Source organism: Brevundimonas sp., assembly GCF_029946145.1.
Classification (GTDB): Bacteria; Pseudomonadota; Alphaproteobacteria; order Caulobacterales; family Caulobacteraceae; genus Brevundimonas.
Genome location: NZ_JAQSDY010000022.1, coordinates 79,966 through 93,327, shown reverse-complemented (window position 1 = coordinate 93,327; position 13,362 = coordinate 79,966). Strand labels below are relative to the sequence as shown.

15 protein-coding genes and 1 pseudogene are annotated in these 13,362 nt (G+C 70.2%); 12 read left to right on the top strand and 4 right to left on the bottom strand.

Features of this window, described 5'->3' with window-relative positions; all coding sequences use genetic code 11:
- The first annotated feature begins 55 nt into the window (after positions 1–55).
- The 6 genes and pseudogenes from PSV23_RS09880 (at position 56) to PSV23_RS09860 (ending at position 3,460) form a co-directional block, all read left to right on the top strand.
- Positions 56–1,135: a RodZ family helix-turn-helix domain-containing protein gene (locus PSV23_RS09880; protein WP_300468394.1), complete on the top strand. Its 1,080-nt coding sequence runs from the start codon at positions 56–58 to the stop codon at positions 1,133–1,135.
- Between the two features lie 55 nt (positions 1,136–1,190).
- Positions 1,191–2,339 carry a flavodoxin-dependent (E)-4-hydroxy-3-methylbut-2-enyl-diphosphate synthase gene (gene ispG, locus PSV23_RS09875; RefSeq protein ID WP_300468392.1) on the top strand — a complete coding sequence of 383 codons (1,149 nt, stop codon included), beginning with the start codon at positions 1,191–1,193 and terminating at the stop codon, positions 2,337–2,339.
- Positions 2,340–2,381: 42 nt separating this feature from the next.
- Entirely contained in the window at positions 2,382–2,558 is a 177-nt protein-coding gene (locus tag PSV23_RS09870) for a hypothetical protein (protein ID WP_300468390.1), read from the top strand.
- A 2-nt stretch (positions 2,559–2,560) separates the two neighbouring features.
- Positions 2,561–2,689: pseudogene (locus PSV23_RS17390) on the top strand (type II toxin-antitoxin system RelE/ParE family toxin); the annotation flags it as partial.
- Between the two features lie 50 nt (positions 2,690–2,739).
- Entirely contained in the window at positions 2,740–2,835 is a 96-nt protein-coding gene (locus tag PSV23_RS09865) for a type II toxin-antitoxin system RelE/ParE family toxin (RefSeq protein ID WP_300468388.1), read from the top strand.
- A gap of 28 nt (positions 2,836–2,863) precedes the next feature.
- Entirely contained in the window at positions 2,864–3,460 is a 597-nt protein-coding gene (locus tag PSV23_RS09860) for a glutathione S-transferase N-terminal domain-containing protein (protein ID WP_300468386.1), read from the top strand.
- An 82-nt stretch (positions 3,461–3,542) separates the two neighbouring features.
- Here PSV23_RS09860 and PSV23_RS09855 read toward each other — a convergent pair whose 3' ends face one another.
- The 3 genes from PSV23_RS09855 to PSV23_RS09845 all read right to left on the bottom strand — a co-directional run bounded on the left by PSV23_RS09855 (position 3,543) and on the right by PSV23_RS09845 (position 5,520).
- Positions 3,543–3,929 carry a hypothetical protein gene (locus PSV23_RS09855; protein ID WP_300468383.1) on the bottom strand — a complete coding sequence of 129 codons (387 nt, stop codon included), beginning with the start codon at positions 3,927–3,929 and terminating at the stop codon, positions 3,543–3,545.
- A 123-nt stretch (positions 3,930–4,052) separates the two neighbouring features.
- Complete coding sequence (locus tag PSV23_RS09850; RefSeq protein ID WP_300468381.1) at positions 4,053–4,832, bottom strand: sulfite exporter TauE/SafE family protein; 780 nt, start codon at positions 4,830–4,832, stop codon at positions 4,053–4,055.
- A gap of 61 nt (positions 4,833–4,893) precedes the next feature.
- Positions 4,894–5,520, bottom strand: a complete 627-nt coding sequence (locus tag PSV23_RS09845; protein ID WP_300468379.1) for a response regulator — start codon at positions 5,518–5,520, stop codon at positions 4,894–4,896.
- A gap of 180 nt (positions 5,521–5,700) precedes the next feature.
- On the opposite strand from PSV23_RS09845, the gene prfA reads away from it, so the two are divergent.
- Positions 5,701–6,768, top strand: coding sequence for a peptide chain release factor 1 (gene prfA / locus PSV23_RS09840; protein ID WP_300468377.1), 1,068 nt, complete (start codon positions 5,701–5,703; stop codon positions 6,766–6,768).
- 160 nt (positions 6,769–6,928) lie between these two features.
- On the opposite strand, the gene PSV23_RS09835 is transcribed toward prfA, so the two are convergent.
- Positions 6,929–8,152, bottom strand: a complete 1,224-nt coding sequence (locus tag PSV23_RS09835) for a YihY/virulence factor BrkB family protein (RefSeq protein WP_300468375.1) — start codon at positions 8,150–8,152, stop codon at positions 6,929–6,931.
- An 82-nt stretch (positions 8,153–8,234) separates the two neighbouring features.
- Here PSV23_RS09835 and prmC point away from each other — a divergent pair, with 82 nt between their 5' ends.
- The 5 genes from prmC (at position 8,235) to PSV23_RS09810 (ending at position 13,344) form a co-directional block, all read left to right on the top strand.
- Positions 8,235–9,128 (top strand): peptide chain release factor N(5)-glutamine methyltransferase, encoded by an 894-nt coding sequence (gene prmC / locus PSV23_RS09830; RefSeq protein WP_300468373.1) that lies wholly within the window; start codon positions 8,235–8,237, stop codon positions 9,126–9,128.
- 357 nt (positions 9,129–9,485) lie between these two features.
- Positions 9,486–10,472: a DUF4167 domain-containing protein gene (locus PSV23_RS09825; protein ID WP_300468371.1), complete on the top strand. Its 987-nt coding sequence runs from the start codon at positions 9,486–9,488 to the stop codon at positions 10,470–10,472.
- Positions 10,473–10,553: 81 nt separating this feature from the next.
- Positions 10,554–11,201, top strand: coding sequence for a DUF4893 domain-containing protein (locus PSV23_RS09820; protein ID WP_300468369.1), 648 nt, complete (start codon positions 10,554–10,556; stop codon positions 11,199–11,201).
- The gene (locus tag PSV23_RS09815; RefSeq protein WP_300468367.1) at positions 11,198–12,574 is read left to right on the top strand and encodes an NAD(P)/FAD-dependent oxidoreductase; all 1,377 of its coding nucleotides are present in this window, start codon (positions 11,198–11,200) and stop codon (positions 12,572–12,574) included. Before PSV23_RS09820 ends, PSV23_RS09815 begins: the two co-directional genes overlap by 4 nt.
- A 50-nt stretch (positions 12,575–12,624) precedes the next feature.
- Complete coding sequence (locus tag PSV23_RS09810; RefSeq protein WP_300468365.1) at positions 12,625–13,344, top strand: DUF4893 domain-containing protein; 720 nt, start codon at positions 12,625–12,627, stop codon at positions 13,342–13,344.
- Positions 13,345–13,362: the final 18 nt, after the last annotated feature.

Below are 13,362 nucleotides of genomic sequence, written 5' to 3'. Positions count from 1 at the left end.
GAGTACGGCGCCGCATGGGGACACCCCCTGCGAGCCGAGTGTGGGGTCAGACGCCATGGCGCTGGATATGGGGAACGGGTCCGACGAATTCCGGGCCAATCCCGAATGGAAGGACGTCGCTCCCTCCATCACGGACGCGCCGACGCTCGGCGACGGCCTCCGCGTGGCCCGCGAGCAGTCGGGCCGGTCGCTGGCCGAACTGTCCGCGGTGACCCGCGTTCCCGCCCGCTATCTGACGGCGCTGGAACAGGACGACTTCTCGACCCTGCCCAACCGCGTCTTCTCCATCGGCTATGTCCGCGCCTACGCCGACGCCCTCGGCCTCGACGAGCAACTGGCCGTCGAACGGTTCAAGCGCGAGACCCCCGACCCCTCGGTGCCCCTTCAGGCGCCGGTCGGCGTCGCCTTCGAGGAGGTTCGCCGCTATTCTCCGCGCGTGATCGCCGCCGGCCTGGCCCTCGTGCTCGCCGTGGTGGGCTGGAACGTCTTCCAGCGCGTCAGCCTGATGCGCGCGCCCCAGCCGTTCGACATCGCCTCCGTGCCGGAAAGCTGGACCCTGGGCGCCGTCCCGGGTCAGTCCCTGCGGCTGTCGGCCCCGCAGCCGGCCCCGCCCGACCAGACCATTCCCGCCCTCTATGTCACCCCCGGTCTCGAGGCCGAGCTGACGGGCGTGGACCCGGCCTCGCCCGAGGGCCTCGCCGCGGCCGCGTCATCCAACTCGCCGGTCCAGCGCGCCTTCAACCCCCGCGGCGCCATCTACGGCGCCCCGGCCAGCGCCTCCCAGGTGGTGATCCAGGCTCGCAAGGCCGCCAGCCTGGTGGTCCGCATGGCCGACGGCCGGGTGCTGTTCGCGCGGCAATTGGCCGCCGGCGACGCCTGGCGCGCGCCCGCCGGCGTGGTCGCCGTGGTCGACGCCTCCTCGGATTTCGCGGACTTCGACGTCTATCTGAATGGCGAGCACGGCGGCACGCTGACCGCCGAACAGACGCCGCTCAGCCAGTTGAACACGCGGGCCCAGGCCCTGGCCCGTCAGACGGCTGCCGAGGTCGCCGCCCGCGCCCGGGCCGCCCAGGCCGAGGCCCAGACGCGGGCCGCGAGCGTCCAGTCGGCCATGGTCGTCGCTGCCGGGGGCTGATCGCGACAGCGCATGTCGTGGCCTTGCCGCAATCGAAAGCCTATGTTGCGCCGTCATGAGCGCTGACCATTCGCATATCCGTCCCTGGCGTCACATCGAGCGCCGCAAGAGCCGCCAGATCATGGTCGGCTCCGTGCCCGTGGGCGGCGACGCGCCGATCAGCGTCCAGTCCATGACCAACACGCCGACCTCGGACGCGGCGGCCACCATCGACCAGATCCGCCAGCTGGAAGAGGCCGGGGCCGACATCGTCCGGGTCTCCTGCCCCGACGAGGAGTCCACCGCCGCCTTCCGCCAGATCGCCCGCGAGGCCCGCGTCCCGCTCGTCGCCGACATCCATTTCCACTACAAGCGCGGCATCGAGGCGGCCCGGGCCGGCGCCGCCTGCCTGCGCATCAATCCCGGCAACATCGGCTCGCCCGACCGGGTGCGCGAGGTCATCCAGGCCGCCAAGGACCACGGCTGCTCCATGCGCATCGGCGTCAACGCCGGTTCGCTGGAGCGCGAACTGCTCGAGAAATACGGCGAGCCCTGCCCCGAGGCCATGGTCGAGAGCGCCCTGAACCACGCCCGCATCCTGCAGGACCACGACTTCCACGAATTCAAGATTTCGGTGAAGGCGTCCGACCCCTTCCTCACCGTCGCCGCCTACCAGCAGCTGGCCGAGGCCATCGACTGCCCGCTGCACCTCGGCGTCACCGAGGCGGGCCCGCTGCGCTCGGGCACCATCAAGTCGGCCATCGGCATGGGGAACATGCTATGGGCCGGCATCGGCGACACCATCCGCGTCTCCCTCGCCGCCGATCCGGTGGAAGAGATCAAGGTCGGTTTCGACATCCTCAAGTCGCTGGGCCTGCGCCACCGGGGCGTCAACATCATCGCCTGCCCGTCCTGCGCGCGGCAGGGTTTCAACGTCATCGAGACGGTCGGCATACTGGAAGAGAAACTGGCCCATGTGACCACCCCCATGTCGCTGTCGATCATCGGCTGCGTCGTCAACGGCCCGGGCGAAGCTCTGTACACGGACGTTGGCTTCACCGGCGGCGGCAAGGGCGCCGGCATGGTCTATCTGAACGGCAGGATGGCCCACAAACAGGCCAATGAGGGGATGATCGACCAGATCGTCCACCTCGTCGAACAGAAGGCCGCCGAGCTGGACGCCGCGCGGGCGGTTGAAGCCACGCCGCTGGTCGCCGCGGAGTAGCAACCGGTTGCGGCTGTGCGGCACGAGGCGCATATTCCGCCCATGCCCGCCGCCCCGTCCCCTATCGAATCCGGGTTCGCCTCGACCGAGGAGGCCGAAGCCTATGACGCCTGGTTCCGGGCGAAGGTCGAGCGATCACTGGCCGATCCTCGCCCGCCGATTCCGCATGAGCAGGTCATGGCTGAAATGAAAGCTCTCATCGACAGCTACCGGAAATAGTCTTGCTGGGCGTCACGTGGGCCGAGGATGCACGATCCGACCTGCGCGCTATTCTCGCCTATATCGCCGAGCGAAATCCCGACGCATCCGAGACCCTGAGAGACCATCTCGAGCCCTCCGCTGAGCGACTTGCCCGGTTTCCGTTGGCATGGCGAGCCGGCCGCAGATCCGGCACGCGGGAATGGTCGTTCATCCCAACTACATTCTGGTCTATCGCGTGGAAGGGAAGCTGGTGCGGATCGTGAACGTCCTGCACACCAGCCAGAAATACCCATGACCCGCTTCCCGGACAGGCGACAAGCGAAATGAAACTCTACATCACCGTCCCGTCGCCCTTCGCCCGCAAATGCCGCATCGTGGCGCGTGAAAAGGGCCTGATCGACCGGATCGAGGAGATCGCGGTCGATCCCTACGCCAATGCGCCCGAGTTGCTGGCGGCCAACCCGATCGTCCAGGTCCCGACCCTGATCGCGGAGGACGGCCTGCCGATCAGCGACAGCCCGGTGATCTGCGAATACCTCGACGCCCTCGGTTCGGGACCGCGCCTGCTGCCGGCCGAGGGCGCCGAACGTCTCGCCGTCCGTCGCATGGAGACCCTGGCGGACGCCGCGCTGGAGATGGGGGTCAAGCTGGTGCTCGAGATGCGCCGCCCCGAAAGCGAACGCTCGCCGTCATGGATCGCCCGCTGGACGCAGAACATGGCCCGCGCGCTGGACGCCCTCGAGGCCGCCGCTCCGAACGCGGACAAACTCGACATGGGCGTCATCACCGCCGGCGTGGCCCTGGCCTGGATCGGCTTCCGCCACCCCGGCTTCGACTGGCGCGCCGGACGACCGAATCTGGTCGCCCTGCACGAGGCGATCGAGACCCGGCCGAGCTTCGCGGAAACCCGACCGGGCTGACCGGACGGATGGAGGAAAACGGCGGCCCTTCGAGCCGCCGTTTGTTGTTTGGTAAGGCCGCCGACGCGGCGGCCCGCAGACTTTAGTGCGAGCCGCGCGCGATCGGCGCCAGCAGCACCTCGGGGACCATGAAGCTCAGATTGGCGTTCGCGGGATTGTCGCAGTTCTTCTCGGTGTAGAAGCCCATCAGGTGCGTGCGGCGCTGTTCCAGCAGCTGCATCGCATCGCGGGCGCTCAGATAGTTCCCGGCGATGGCCGGCCAGAACAACACCAAGGCCGCGGCGTTTGCGACGTTCACGCCTTGGTCGTTCTGGGCGTCGGCCTTGATGGTGTCGAGTTTGGAAAACTCTTCTCGAAGCTGGGAACAGGTCATCAGGCGATCGCCCGGCTGGGTCGGACTGACCTTCGTCGTAGTCGTGCATGCGCCAAGCGCCATCGTGGCGCATAGCGCCAGAGCGATCTTATTCACTGGAATTCCCCCTCAGGAACAACCCGCAAACACGCGAGTTCCTCCGCTGCGATAGCCACTAGCTCCGCGAGTGTCCAGCTGGAGCCTCTCGCCCTGGTTGAGCTGGCTCGCCCTGTTGAGCGGCTACGCGACCACCCCCGCCAGCTGCAGCCCCTGAAACACCGCCAGCACCAGCAGGACCGCGCCGACCGCATAGGTCAGCAGCTTGCGCGGCACCCGCTTGGCGATCAGCCCGGCGAAGGGCGCGGCGATCAGCCCGCCGACGACCAGCCCGGCCAGCGCCGCAGCATGGTGCTCCAACGCTCCGGCGTCGGCCCAGTGCCCGGTCAACAGCGCCCAGACGAAGGTGGCGCTGATGGCCACCGTCAGAAAGAACTCGGCCGTATTGGCCGTGCCGATCGCCCGGCGCGGCTCCTGCCCGGCGCCGACCAGGGTCGAGGACACCGTCGGTCCCCAGCCGCCCCCGCCCGCGGCGTCGAGGAAGCCGCCGACCAGTCCCAGCGGCCAGGTGACCCACGACGGGATGTGGCGAAGCAGAATCTCATGGCCCGCCCGCCACAGGATGTAGACCCCCATCAGCCCCAGATAGGCGACGACGAAGGGCTTGATGACATCGCCCTTGATCCCGGTCAGCACATAGGCGCCGACGCAGCCGCCGATCACCCCGGCGATGGCCAGGGGCGCCAGCAGCCGCCAGTCCACGTTCCGGTGCGCGATATGGCTGCCGGCCGAGGCGGCCGTGGTGAAGACCTCGGCCCCGTGGACGCTCGCCGAGGCCATGGCGGGCGGCACGCCGAAGGCCAGCAGCACCGACGACGAAATCACGCCATAGGCCATGCCAAGAGCGCCATCGACCGACTGGGCCGCCACGCCGACGACGAAGAACAGCAGAAAGGTTTCCATTCAGCCCGATCGAACAGCCACGTCTCTTCCGCAAAGCTTTGTGGCGCCTTTGGTTGCGCCGTCAGGACGCCACGGCTCCGCTTGCGACCGTTCGGGCGATAGCATCCAGCACGTCCCGACCGCCATAGGGCTTCAGCACCAGGGCGGTCGCCAGCCGGGCATGCCGGGCCGCCGCCTCGACATTCCCTGTCAGGAAGATGACCGGAACGCCCCAGGTCCGGGTCAGCGTCCTCGCCAGTTCGACCCCGTCGCCTTCCCCGGCGAGATTTATATCCAGCAACGCGAGGTCGATCCCGTGCAGACCCGCCGCCGTCGCGGCCGCACCTGCATCCGAAAACGGGCCGACCACGCCGTGGCCCGCCCCGGCCAGCATCTCGGTCAGGTCAGCGGCCATCTCGGGATCGTCCTCGACGACCATCAGCGTCAGGGGCCGGTGCGCCGGGGCCTCGCCCGGCGTAGCTCCGGACGGACCCGCGTGACGCGTCAGCACGGCGCGCAGGTCGCGCCAGACCTCGCCCGGCGCCCGCGACCCGTCGAGGTCGAAGATCCGCGCCATGCCCGCCAGCTCCGCCAGCGCCTCGGCTCCGGGCGGAGTCGGCGGGTCGGCCAGCAGGCCGTCGTATCTCGCCCGCAGCCGGTCCAGTTCGGCTCCATCTCCGATCGTCGAATTCAGCGTTCCGTCAAACATGCGCCCTCCGCCTGTTGCCCGGTGTTCAGCTAGGCGCCCCGGCCGGCCGGCGAAACCTTGGCTGACAGGGTTGTGAGGCCGGGTCACGATCCCGCCATCGCGCCGCGAGCGGCTTCCTCGACAGCCGGGGATGCACTGGGCTATGCGTCCGGCCCGTTCGGATTTCAGGACCTTTCCCCCTTGCGACTGCCCCAGGCCCGGCTCGATCAGGTGCTCGACCGCTTCCACCAGGTGGAGGCGCGGATGGGCGCGGCCAGCGACGGGCAGGAGATCGTGCGCCTGTCGAAGGAACACGCCGAGATGAAGCCGGTGGCCGACGCGGTCATGGCCCTGGCGAAGACCCGCGCCGAGATGGCCGATCTGGAAGCCATGGCGGCCGATCCGGAAATGGCCGAAATGGCCGCCGACGAGTTGCAGGTCCTCAAGGAAACCCTGCCCGACATGGAGCGGGACGTCGCCCTGCTGCTGGCCCCGCGCGACGCCGACGAGAACGCCTCGGCCGTGCTGGAAGTCCGCGCCGGCACCGGCGGCGACGAGGCCGCCCTGTTCGCCGGCGACCTGTTCCGCATGTACTCGCGCTACGCCGCCAACCGCGGCTGGAAGGTCGAGCTGGACTCGGCCACCGAGGGCGACGCCGGCGGCTACAAGGAGATCATCGCCACCGTCACCGGCGACGGCGTCTTCGGCCGGCTGAAGTTCGAAAGCGGCGTCCACCGGGTCCAGCGCGTGCCCTCGACCGAGGCGCAAGGGCGCATCCACACCTCGGCGGCCACCGTCGCCGTCCTGCCCGAGGTCGAGGACGTCGAGATCGACATCCAGGACAAGGACATCCGCATCGACACCTTCCGCGCCTCGGGCTCGGGCGGCCAGCACGTCAACAAGACCGATTCCGCCGTCCGCATCACCCACTTCCCGTCCGGGATCGTGGTGACCTCGTCCGAGAAGTCGCAGCACGTGAACCGCGACAAGGCGATGAAGAACCTGCGCGTCCGCCTCTACGACATGCAGCGCCAGATGAAGGACAACGCCCGTTCGGACGCCCGCAAGTCGCAGGTCGGCTCGGGCGACCGCTCCGAGCGCATCCGCACCTACAATTTCCCGCAAGGGCGGGTCACCGACCACCGCATCGGCCTGACCCTGCACAGCCTGCCGCAGATCCTCGAGGGCGACATCGACCCCCTTCTGAACGCCCTCATCGCCGAGGACCAGGCGGCGCGGCTGGCCGATCTGGAAGCCGAATTCGGCTGATCCTGCGGACTCTCCCTCCCCCTCCGGGGGAGGGTCGTCGGCGCGAAGCGGCGACGGGGTGGGGGCGGCTCGGCGAGCCGGACGCCGGCGCTCTCGTCGCCGAACCCTTCCCACCCGGTCGCTACGCGACCACCCTCCCCCGGAGGGGGAGGGAGAGCGGTCAGCTTCCCGCCCTGATCTTCCGCTTCAGCAGCCGGTCCGACAGCGCCTCGGCGTGTTTCAGCGTGAAAGCCAGGGCCGCCGGCGATCCGCGCTTGGGCCCGACCGTATCGGCCACCACCGCCCCGCGCTCGCCGATCGCCCGGTCATCGCCGGTGGTGGTGTCCATCGCCGTCTGGTGCTCGATCTCGGCGTTCAGCTCGGCGCCCATGAGGATGATCTGCACGCTCAGCCAGGTCCACAGCAGGAAGCCCATCATCGCCGCCAGCGGGCCGTAGGAGGCCGTGCGCACGAAGGTCTGCAGATACCAGCTGAAGATCAGCGACAGGATCAGGCTCAGCAGGGCGGCGAAGATCGCCCCGGGCGTCAGCCAGCGCCAGCGCGCCTTCTGGCGGCATGGCCCCATCCGGTAGATCAGCGTGAGAGCGGCCCCGTAGACCAACAGCAGCACCGGCCAGCGGAACGGCGCCAGGTGGCTCCACTCGGCGGCCCAGCCGAACACCCCCAGGACCAGCGGCACGCCCACGATCAGGGCCGCCGTCAGCAGGATCGAGGCCAGGCCGCCGACGGTGAAGGCCATGCACATCAGGTTGTACTTCACGATGTTGCGCTTCTCGACCTCGTGATAGGCGACGTTCAGGCCGTAGAAGAGCACCTTGATCGCCCCGTTCGCGGTCCACAGCGACAGGGCCAGGGTCCAGATCAGGGTGAAGGTCAGCTGGGTGTTCGAGTTCGCCGCCAGCCGGTTCATTTCGTCGGCCAGGAACTGCGCCACGCCCGATGGCATCACCGAATAGACGAAGGATATGCGCGAGGCGGCGTCCGCCGGATCGGCGAACAGGCCGTAGATGGTCACGAAGGCCGCCAGCGTCGGGAACAGCGACAGCATGATGAAGAAGGCCACGCCTCCGGCCAGGAAGCCGATCCGGTCGCCGAAATAGGACATGCCGAGACGCCAGAAGATGTCGACCCAGCCCTTGTGCGGAATATGCTCCGGCCGCTGCGCCAGCCGGCCGCGGCCCGGCTCTTTCGCGTCGAAATCCTCGGGCGTCGGCGCGCGCGGCGGCAGCGGCGCGGGCCGTTCCCTGCGCAGCTCCAGCCCGAATTTGTGGCCGCGCGAATAGACGAGATGCGCCGCGCCCGCCCCGGCGGCCAGGCCGCCCATGATCGCCCCGATCATGCCCCAGGGGCCCAGACCGCCCTTGTCTCCCGACTGTCTTCGCATCCCGCCCACAACGGCTCCATCCGACGCGCGTTCCCGCGCCGTCCCGCTTGATATCCCCGCAAAGCCGCGCCAATGCCAGCGCATGACCGAAACCGCCCCCGCCCCCACCCTCGTCGCCGCCTGGAAAGCCGCCACCGCGACGCTGAAGGCCGGCCGCATCGACAGCCCCTCGATCGACGCCCGCCTGCTGCTGGAAGTCGCCACGGGCGCGACCCGCACCGACATCCTCACCGACCCCTACCGGGTGGTGACGCCGGACCAGCAGACCGCCCTCGACGCCTTCGTCGAACGCCGCCTGCGCCGCGAACCCGTCTCGCGCATCCTCGGCAGGAAGGGCTTCTGGAAGATCATGCTGAACGTCACCCCCGACGTCCTCAGCCCCCGCCCCGACACCGAGGCCATCCTCGACGTCGTCATGCTGGCCTTCCCGCCAAACCGGGCCTTCGAGATGATCGACCTGGGCACCGGCTCGGGGGCCATCCTGCTGGCCACCCTGGCCGAACGGGCCGGCGCGCGCGGCGTCGGCACCGACATCTCCTTCGAGGCCCTGGCCGTGGCGAAGGAGAACGCCACCAACCTCGAGCTCGACAACCGCGCGACCTTCCTGCGCACCGAATGGGCCGCCGGCTTCGGGGACCACAGCTTCGATCTGGTGGTGTCCAACCCGCCCTACATTCCCTCGGGCGACATCCCCGGCCTCGACCCGGAGGTCCGCGATCACGACCCCCTTCTGGCTCTGGACGGGGGCCCCGACGGCCTGACCGCCTATCGCGAACTGGCCCCCGAAATCCGCCGTATCCTCAGGCCCGAGGGGATCTTCGCCGTCGAGATCGGCTGGGACCAGGGCCCGCAGGTCAGGGCCCTGTTCGAGGCCGCCGGTTTCGAGCACGTCATTGTCGTCAAGGACCTGTCCGACCGCGACCGGGTTGTGACCAACGGGCCCGACCCGCGCACCAATCCCATTCCGAAGATGTAGGCGGTCGAAACTTCCCCTTGGAAACCGGCCCCGCCCGCGCTAAGTCTCTGACTGTCTCCCACCCAAAACGCACGCCTTGGTCCTCCTCTGGCCCATCCATGCGCGCATCAGGGCAGTGACGGTCGGGCCAGGTCGCCCGGCGGACCGGGAGGAAATCGGTTCAGATGCGCTTGCATCTGAACTCAGATTTCCGCCCCAGTGTCGAGCGGACCATTCTTGAATGGTCCGGGGGCGACAACGGATTTCCGATCACATCGTCAGCGGGGATTGGCCCCGGAACGAAGCGGAACGACCAGACGGACGGCGCCGGCGGCCTTCGCCCCGGACTGTCCCTCATACAAAGCACGGTAGCGTCCGATGAGAGATTTCAAGGGCATGAAGCGTCAGCGCGGACGCAACAGAAAGCCCGGGAGCAGCGGCGGCGGCAACAACAACGCCAACGCCACCAATCCGAACCGGTCCTGGGATTCCCAGGGCCCGGAAAACATCAAGGTCCGCGGCAACGCCCAGACCGTCTATGAGCGCTACATGCAGCTGGCGCGTGACGCCTCGGCCGCCGGCGACCGCGTTCTGGCCGAGAACTACACCCAGCACGCCGAACACTATTTCCGCGTCCTGCGCGCCCTGCAGCCCTCGCGTCCGGTCTCCGAGATCGCCCAGCGCGAACTGGCCGGCCAGGGCTTCGACATCGATTTCGAGGACGAGACCGGCGCCCAGGCCGCCGCCATCATGGCCGCCGAAAAGGTCGAGGCCGACCGCATCGCCCAGATCGAGGCCCGCCAGCGCGAGAACGAAGAGCGCCAGAACGGCGGCTCCAGTGACCGTCAGGGTGAGCAGCCGCGCCGCGAATGGCGCGACCGCGACGACCAGCCCCGCGCCGAGCGCGAGCCCCGTCCCGAACGCGAACCCCGCGAACCGCGCCCCGAAGGCGAGGCGACCACCAACGCCGACGGCAGCCGCCGCGAAACCCGCCGCGAACGCTGGGAACGCCGTCAGCTGGAACGCGGCGCCCGCTTCGACCGCGAAGGCGGCGAACGCCCCGAGGGCGATGCTCCGCCGGCGTCTGACGAGAACTCCGAGGTCCGCGCTGAAACCGTCGAACAGGCGGATCGTCCTGAACGCGCTGAACGCCCCGCCCGCGCCGAACGCGCCGAACGCCGGCCGCGACGCGACGCCGGCGTGGCCACCGAGGACGGCCCTTCGGCCCTGCCGGGCTTCCTGACCCGCCCGACCGCTCCGGCCCCCTCGGCTCCCGCCCCGGCCGAGGCCGCGGCGGCCGAAGAGGCTCCCGCGCCCAAGCGCCGCGCCCCGCGCCGCAAGGTCGAGGCCCCCGCCGGGGACTGATGTTCCAACCGCGACGCCGGCGCGCTTGACGCCGCCGCCGCGGACTGGCCCAAAGAGCGTCCGACCCGAACCGGAGCGTCCATGTCCCGCCTGTCGCGATCCACGGCCCTGATCGCCATCGCGACGCTGACCCTCGCCGCCTGCGCCAGCGCCCCCCCGCCCCCGCCCCCGCCGGGCGGTTCGGGGGCCGCCCTGCGCGACTGGCGCGGCATCGTCACCTCGGCCGACCGCGACCGCTACGCCCGCCGCGACGCCGCCTGGTCGCTGGCCCTGCAGCAGGCCCGCCGCCAGACCGGCTCGGGCGACCTGCGCGCCCTGGGCGACCTGATCGACCCCGGGATCCGCCGCGCGCCCGTCGCCCCACCGCCGGGCGACTATCGCTGCCGCACCGTCAAACTGGGCTCGCAGGGCGGCGAACAGGGCCTCGGCTATGTGGTCTACGGCTGGTTCGCCTGCCGCATCGAACAGACGCCGCGCGGCCTGAAATTCTCCAAACTGACCGGCAGCCAGCGGCCCGCCGGCCTGCTGTTCCCCGAGAATGACCGCCAGATGATCCTGCTCGGCTCCCTGGCCCTGGCCGACGAGCCCGCCGCCAACTCCTACGGCCAGCGCCCGGATCGCGACCTGATCGCCGTGCTGGAGCGAATCGGCGACCGCCGCTGGCGCCTGGTCCTGCCCTGGCCCCAGGCCGAGTCCAATCTCGACGTGATCGAACTCGTCCCCGCGTGACGGACAAGCCCGTCCCGAAACCCCGCAAATCGCGGGCCAGGGCTGCGTCGGATCGGGAGGTCCCGAAGGGCCGACGACCGCAGCCAGAGAAAGAAGCTGCGTCGGATCGGGAGGTCCCGAAGGGCCGACGACCGCGCCCCCCCAAAGAGCAATCGCTCGACATCCCCCCGCCGCCCCGCCGGCCGCGCCCCGCCGACATCGCCGTCGTCGGGGCCGGCCCCACCGGCCTCGCCGTCGCCCTGATGCTGGCCCGGCAGGGACGGCGCGTCATGGTCCACGAGCGGTTCGCGACGCCCCGTCCCGTGGGCGCCGGCTTCATGCTCCAGCCCACGGGTCTGCACGTGATGGACCGTCTGGACCTGACGCCCCGGATCGAGGCCTGCGGCCAGCGCATCGACCACATCTTCGGCCGCGAGGCTCGTCAGGGCCGCGTGGTTCTGGACGTTCGCTACAGCGACCTGAAGCAGCCGCGACAGGCCATCGGCATCCATCGCGCCGCCATGTTCTCCATCCTGCACGACGCCTGCGTCGAGGCCGGGGTCGACTTCGAGACGGACCGCGAGATCGTCGCCGCCGACGCGGGCCGTCTGATCGACAGCGCCGGCCGCCGCAGCGCCCCGTTCAATCTCGTCATCGACGCCTCGGGCGCCCGCTCGGCCATCTCCGCCGGCATGGGGGCGGAGCGGCGCGACCTCGCCTGGGGCGCGCTCTGGACCACCGTCCCCTGGCCCGGCGCGCCCTTCGATCCGACGGCGCTCGAACAGGTCTATCTGGGCGCCAGCCGCATGCTCGGCGTCCTGCCCTGCGGCGCCCTTCCCGGCGCCCCGGCCGCGCCGCTGGCGACCTTTTTCTGGAGCCTGAAGACCGAGGTCTGGCCCGACTGGCACGCCCTCGGGCTGGAGACGTGGAAGGATCACTGCCTGCGCCTCTGGCCCGAGCTGACGCCGGTTCTGGACGCCATCACCGACCGCGAACAGATGACCCTGGCCTCCTACGGCCACCAGACTCTCGCCCGGCCCGTGGGCGAGCGGCTGGCCGTCCTGGGCGACGCCGCCCATTCGACCAGCCCCCAGCTGGGCCAGGGCGTGAACATGGGCCTGCTGGACGCCCAGGCCCTGGCCGACGCCCTGTCCCGCCACCCCGACCTGCCGACGGCGCTGAACGCCTATGCTCGCGCCCGCCGCTGGCATGTCCGGCTGTATCAGGCGCTCAGTCTCGGCTTCACCCCCTTCTACCAGGCTGACGGCCGCCTCCTGCCCTGGGTCCGCGACCATGTGCTGGGCAAGGTCGCGCGCCTGCCTCTGGCCCCGCGCCTGCTGGCCGCCACGGTCGCCGGCGTGCTGCTGGACCCCCGATCACGCGACGGCGGCTGAACTCCTGTTCGCCGCAGCCGTTTGAACGGCTCAGCCGCCAGGGAATACCCATGCGAACCCTCGTCGCCGTCGCCTCGCTCGCCCTGCTCTCCGCCTGCGGAGACGCCGGCGCGCCCGTCGGCGACTCCGCCGCAACGTCCGCGGTCGACGCCAGGACGCCGCCGGCCCCCGAAACGCCTGCCATTCCGGGGCAGGCTCCCGCTCCGCCGGCCGGAGGCGAACAGGGTGGGACCGCCAACTGGCGCAAGGCGGCCTCCGCCGCCGACGCCTCGAACCTCGGCCGGCTCGACCAGGCCTGGCGCCTCGGCCGGGCCGAGGCCGAGGACGGGGGGTTCGCCGCCCGGGTCGAGGCGCTGGGGCCGCTGGTCGATCCCGCCGCGGGTCAGGCCGGCCGCCTGCAACCGGCGCCCGGTACCTATCGATGCCGGACGATCAAACTGGGGACCCACAAACCCGGCGGCCCGGGCTATCTCGAGTATCCGTGGTTCCGCTGCACCATCGAACTGACACCGGGCGGCGACCTGATCCTGACCAGGACCACTGGTTCCCAGCGCACGCGGGGCCTGCTTTATCCGGACACGGATCGTCGCATGGTCTTCGTCGGCGCCCAGGCCTGGGGCATGGATGAGACGACCTTCCCCCGCTACGGCCAGCAGCCGGTCCGCGATCAGGTCGGCGTCTTCGAACGCATCGGCTCCAGTCGCTGGCGTCTCGTCATTCCGTGGCCGAAGGTCGAGTCCAAGCTCGAGATTCTCGAACTGACGCGCTGAGGCCGCCCGCGGGCCGCG

Bases quoted from the DNA above. Each gene is read 5' to 3' on its own strand.
- PSV23_RS09880 (WP_300468394.1), top strand. From the start codon at position 56: ATGGCGCTGGATATGGGGAACGGGTCCGACGAATTCCGGGCCAATCCC.
- ispG (WP_300468392.1), top strand. From the start codon at position 1,191: ATGAGCGCTGACCATTCGCATATCCGTCCCTGGCGTCACATCGAGCGC.
- PSV23_RS09870 (WP_300468390.1), top strand. From the start codon at position 2,382: ATGCCCGCCGCCCCGTCCCCTATCGAATCCGGGTTCGCCTCGACCGAG.
- PSV23_RS09865 (WP_300468388.1), top strand. From the start codon at position 2,740: ATGGTCGTTCATCCCAACTACATTCTGGTCTATCGCGTGGAAGGGAAG.
- PSV23_RS09860 (WP_300468386.1), top strand. From the start codon at position 2,864: ATGAAACTCTACATCACCGTCCCGTCGCCCTTCGCCCGCAAATGCCGC.
- PSV23_RS09850 (WP_300468381.1), bottom strand. From the start codon at position 4,832: ATGGAAACCTTTCTGCTGTTCTTCGTCGTCGGCGTGGCGGCCCAGTCG.
- PSV23_RS09845 (WP_300468379.1), bottom strand. From the start codon at position 5,520: ATGTTTGACGGAACGCTGAATTCGACGATCGGAGATGGAGCCGAACTG.
- PSV23_RS09835 (WP_300468375.1), bottom strand. From the start codon at position 8,152: ATGCGAAGACAGTCGGGAGACAAGGGCGGTCTGGGCCCCTGGGGCATG.
- prmC (WP_300468373.1), top strand. From the start codon at position 8,235: ATGACCGAAACCGCCCCCGCCCCCACCCTCGTCGCCGCCTGGAAAGCC.
- PSV23_RS09825 (WP_300468371.1), top strand. From the start codon at position 9,486: ATGAGAGATTTCAAGGGCATGAAGCGTCAGCGCGGACGCAACAGAAAG.
- PSV23_RS09820 (WP_300468369.1), top strand. From the start codon at position 10,554: ATGTCCCGCCTGTCGCGATCCACGGCCCTGATCGCCATCGCGACGCTG.
- PSV23_RS09810 (WP_300468365.1), top strand. From the start codon at position 12,625: ATGCGAACCCTCGTCGCCGTCGCCTCGCTCGCCCTGCTCTCCGCCTGC.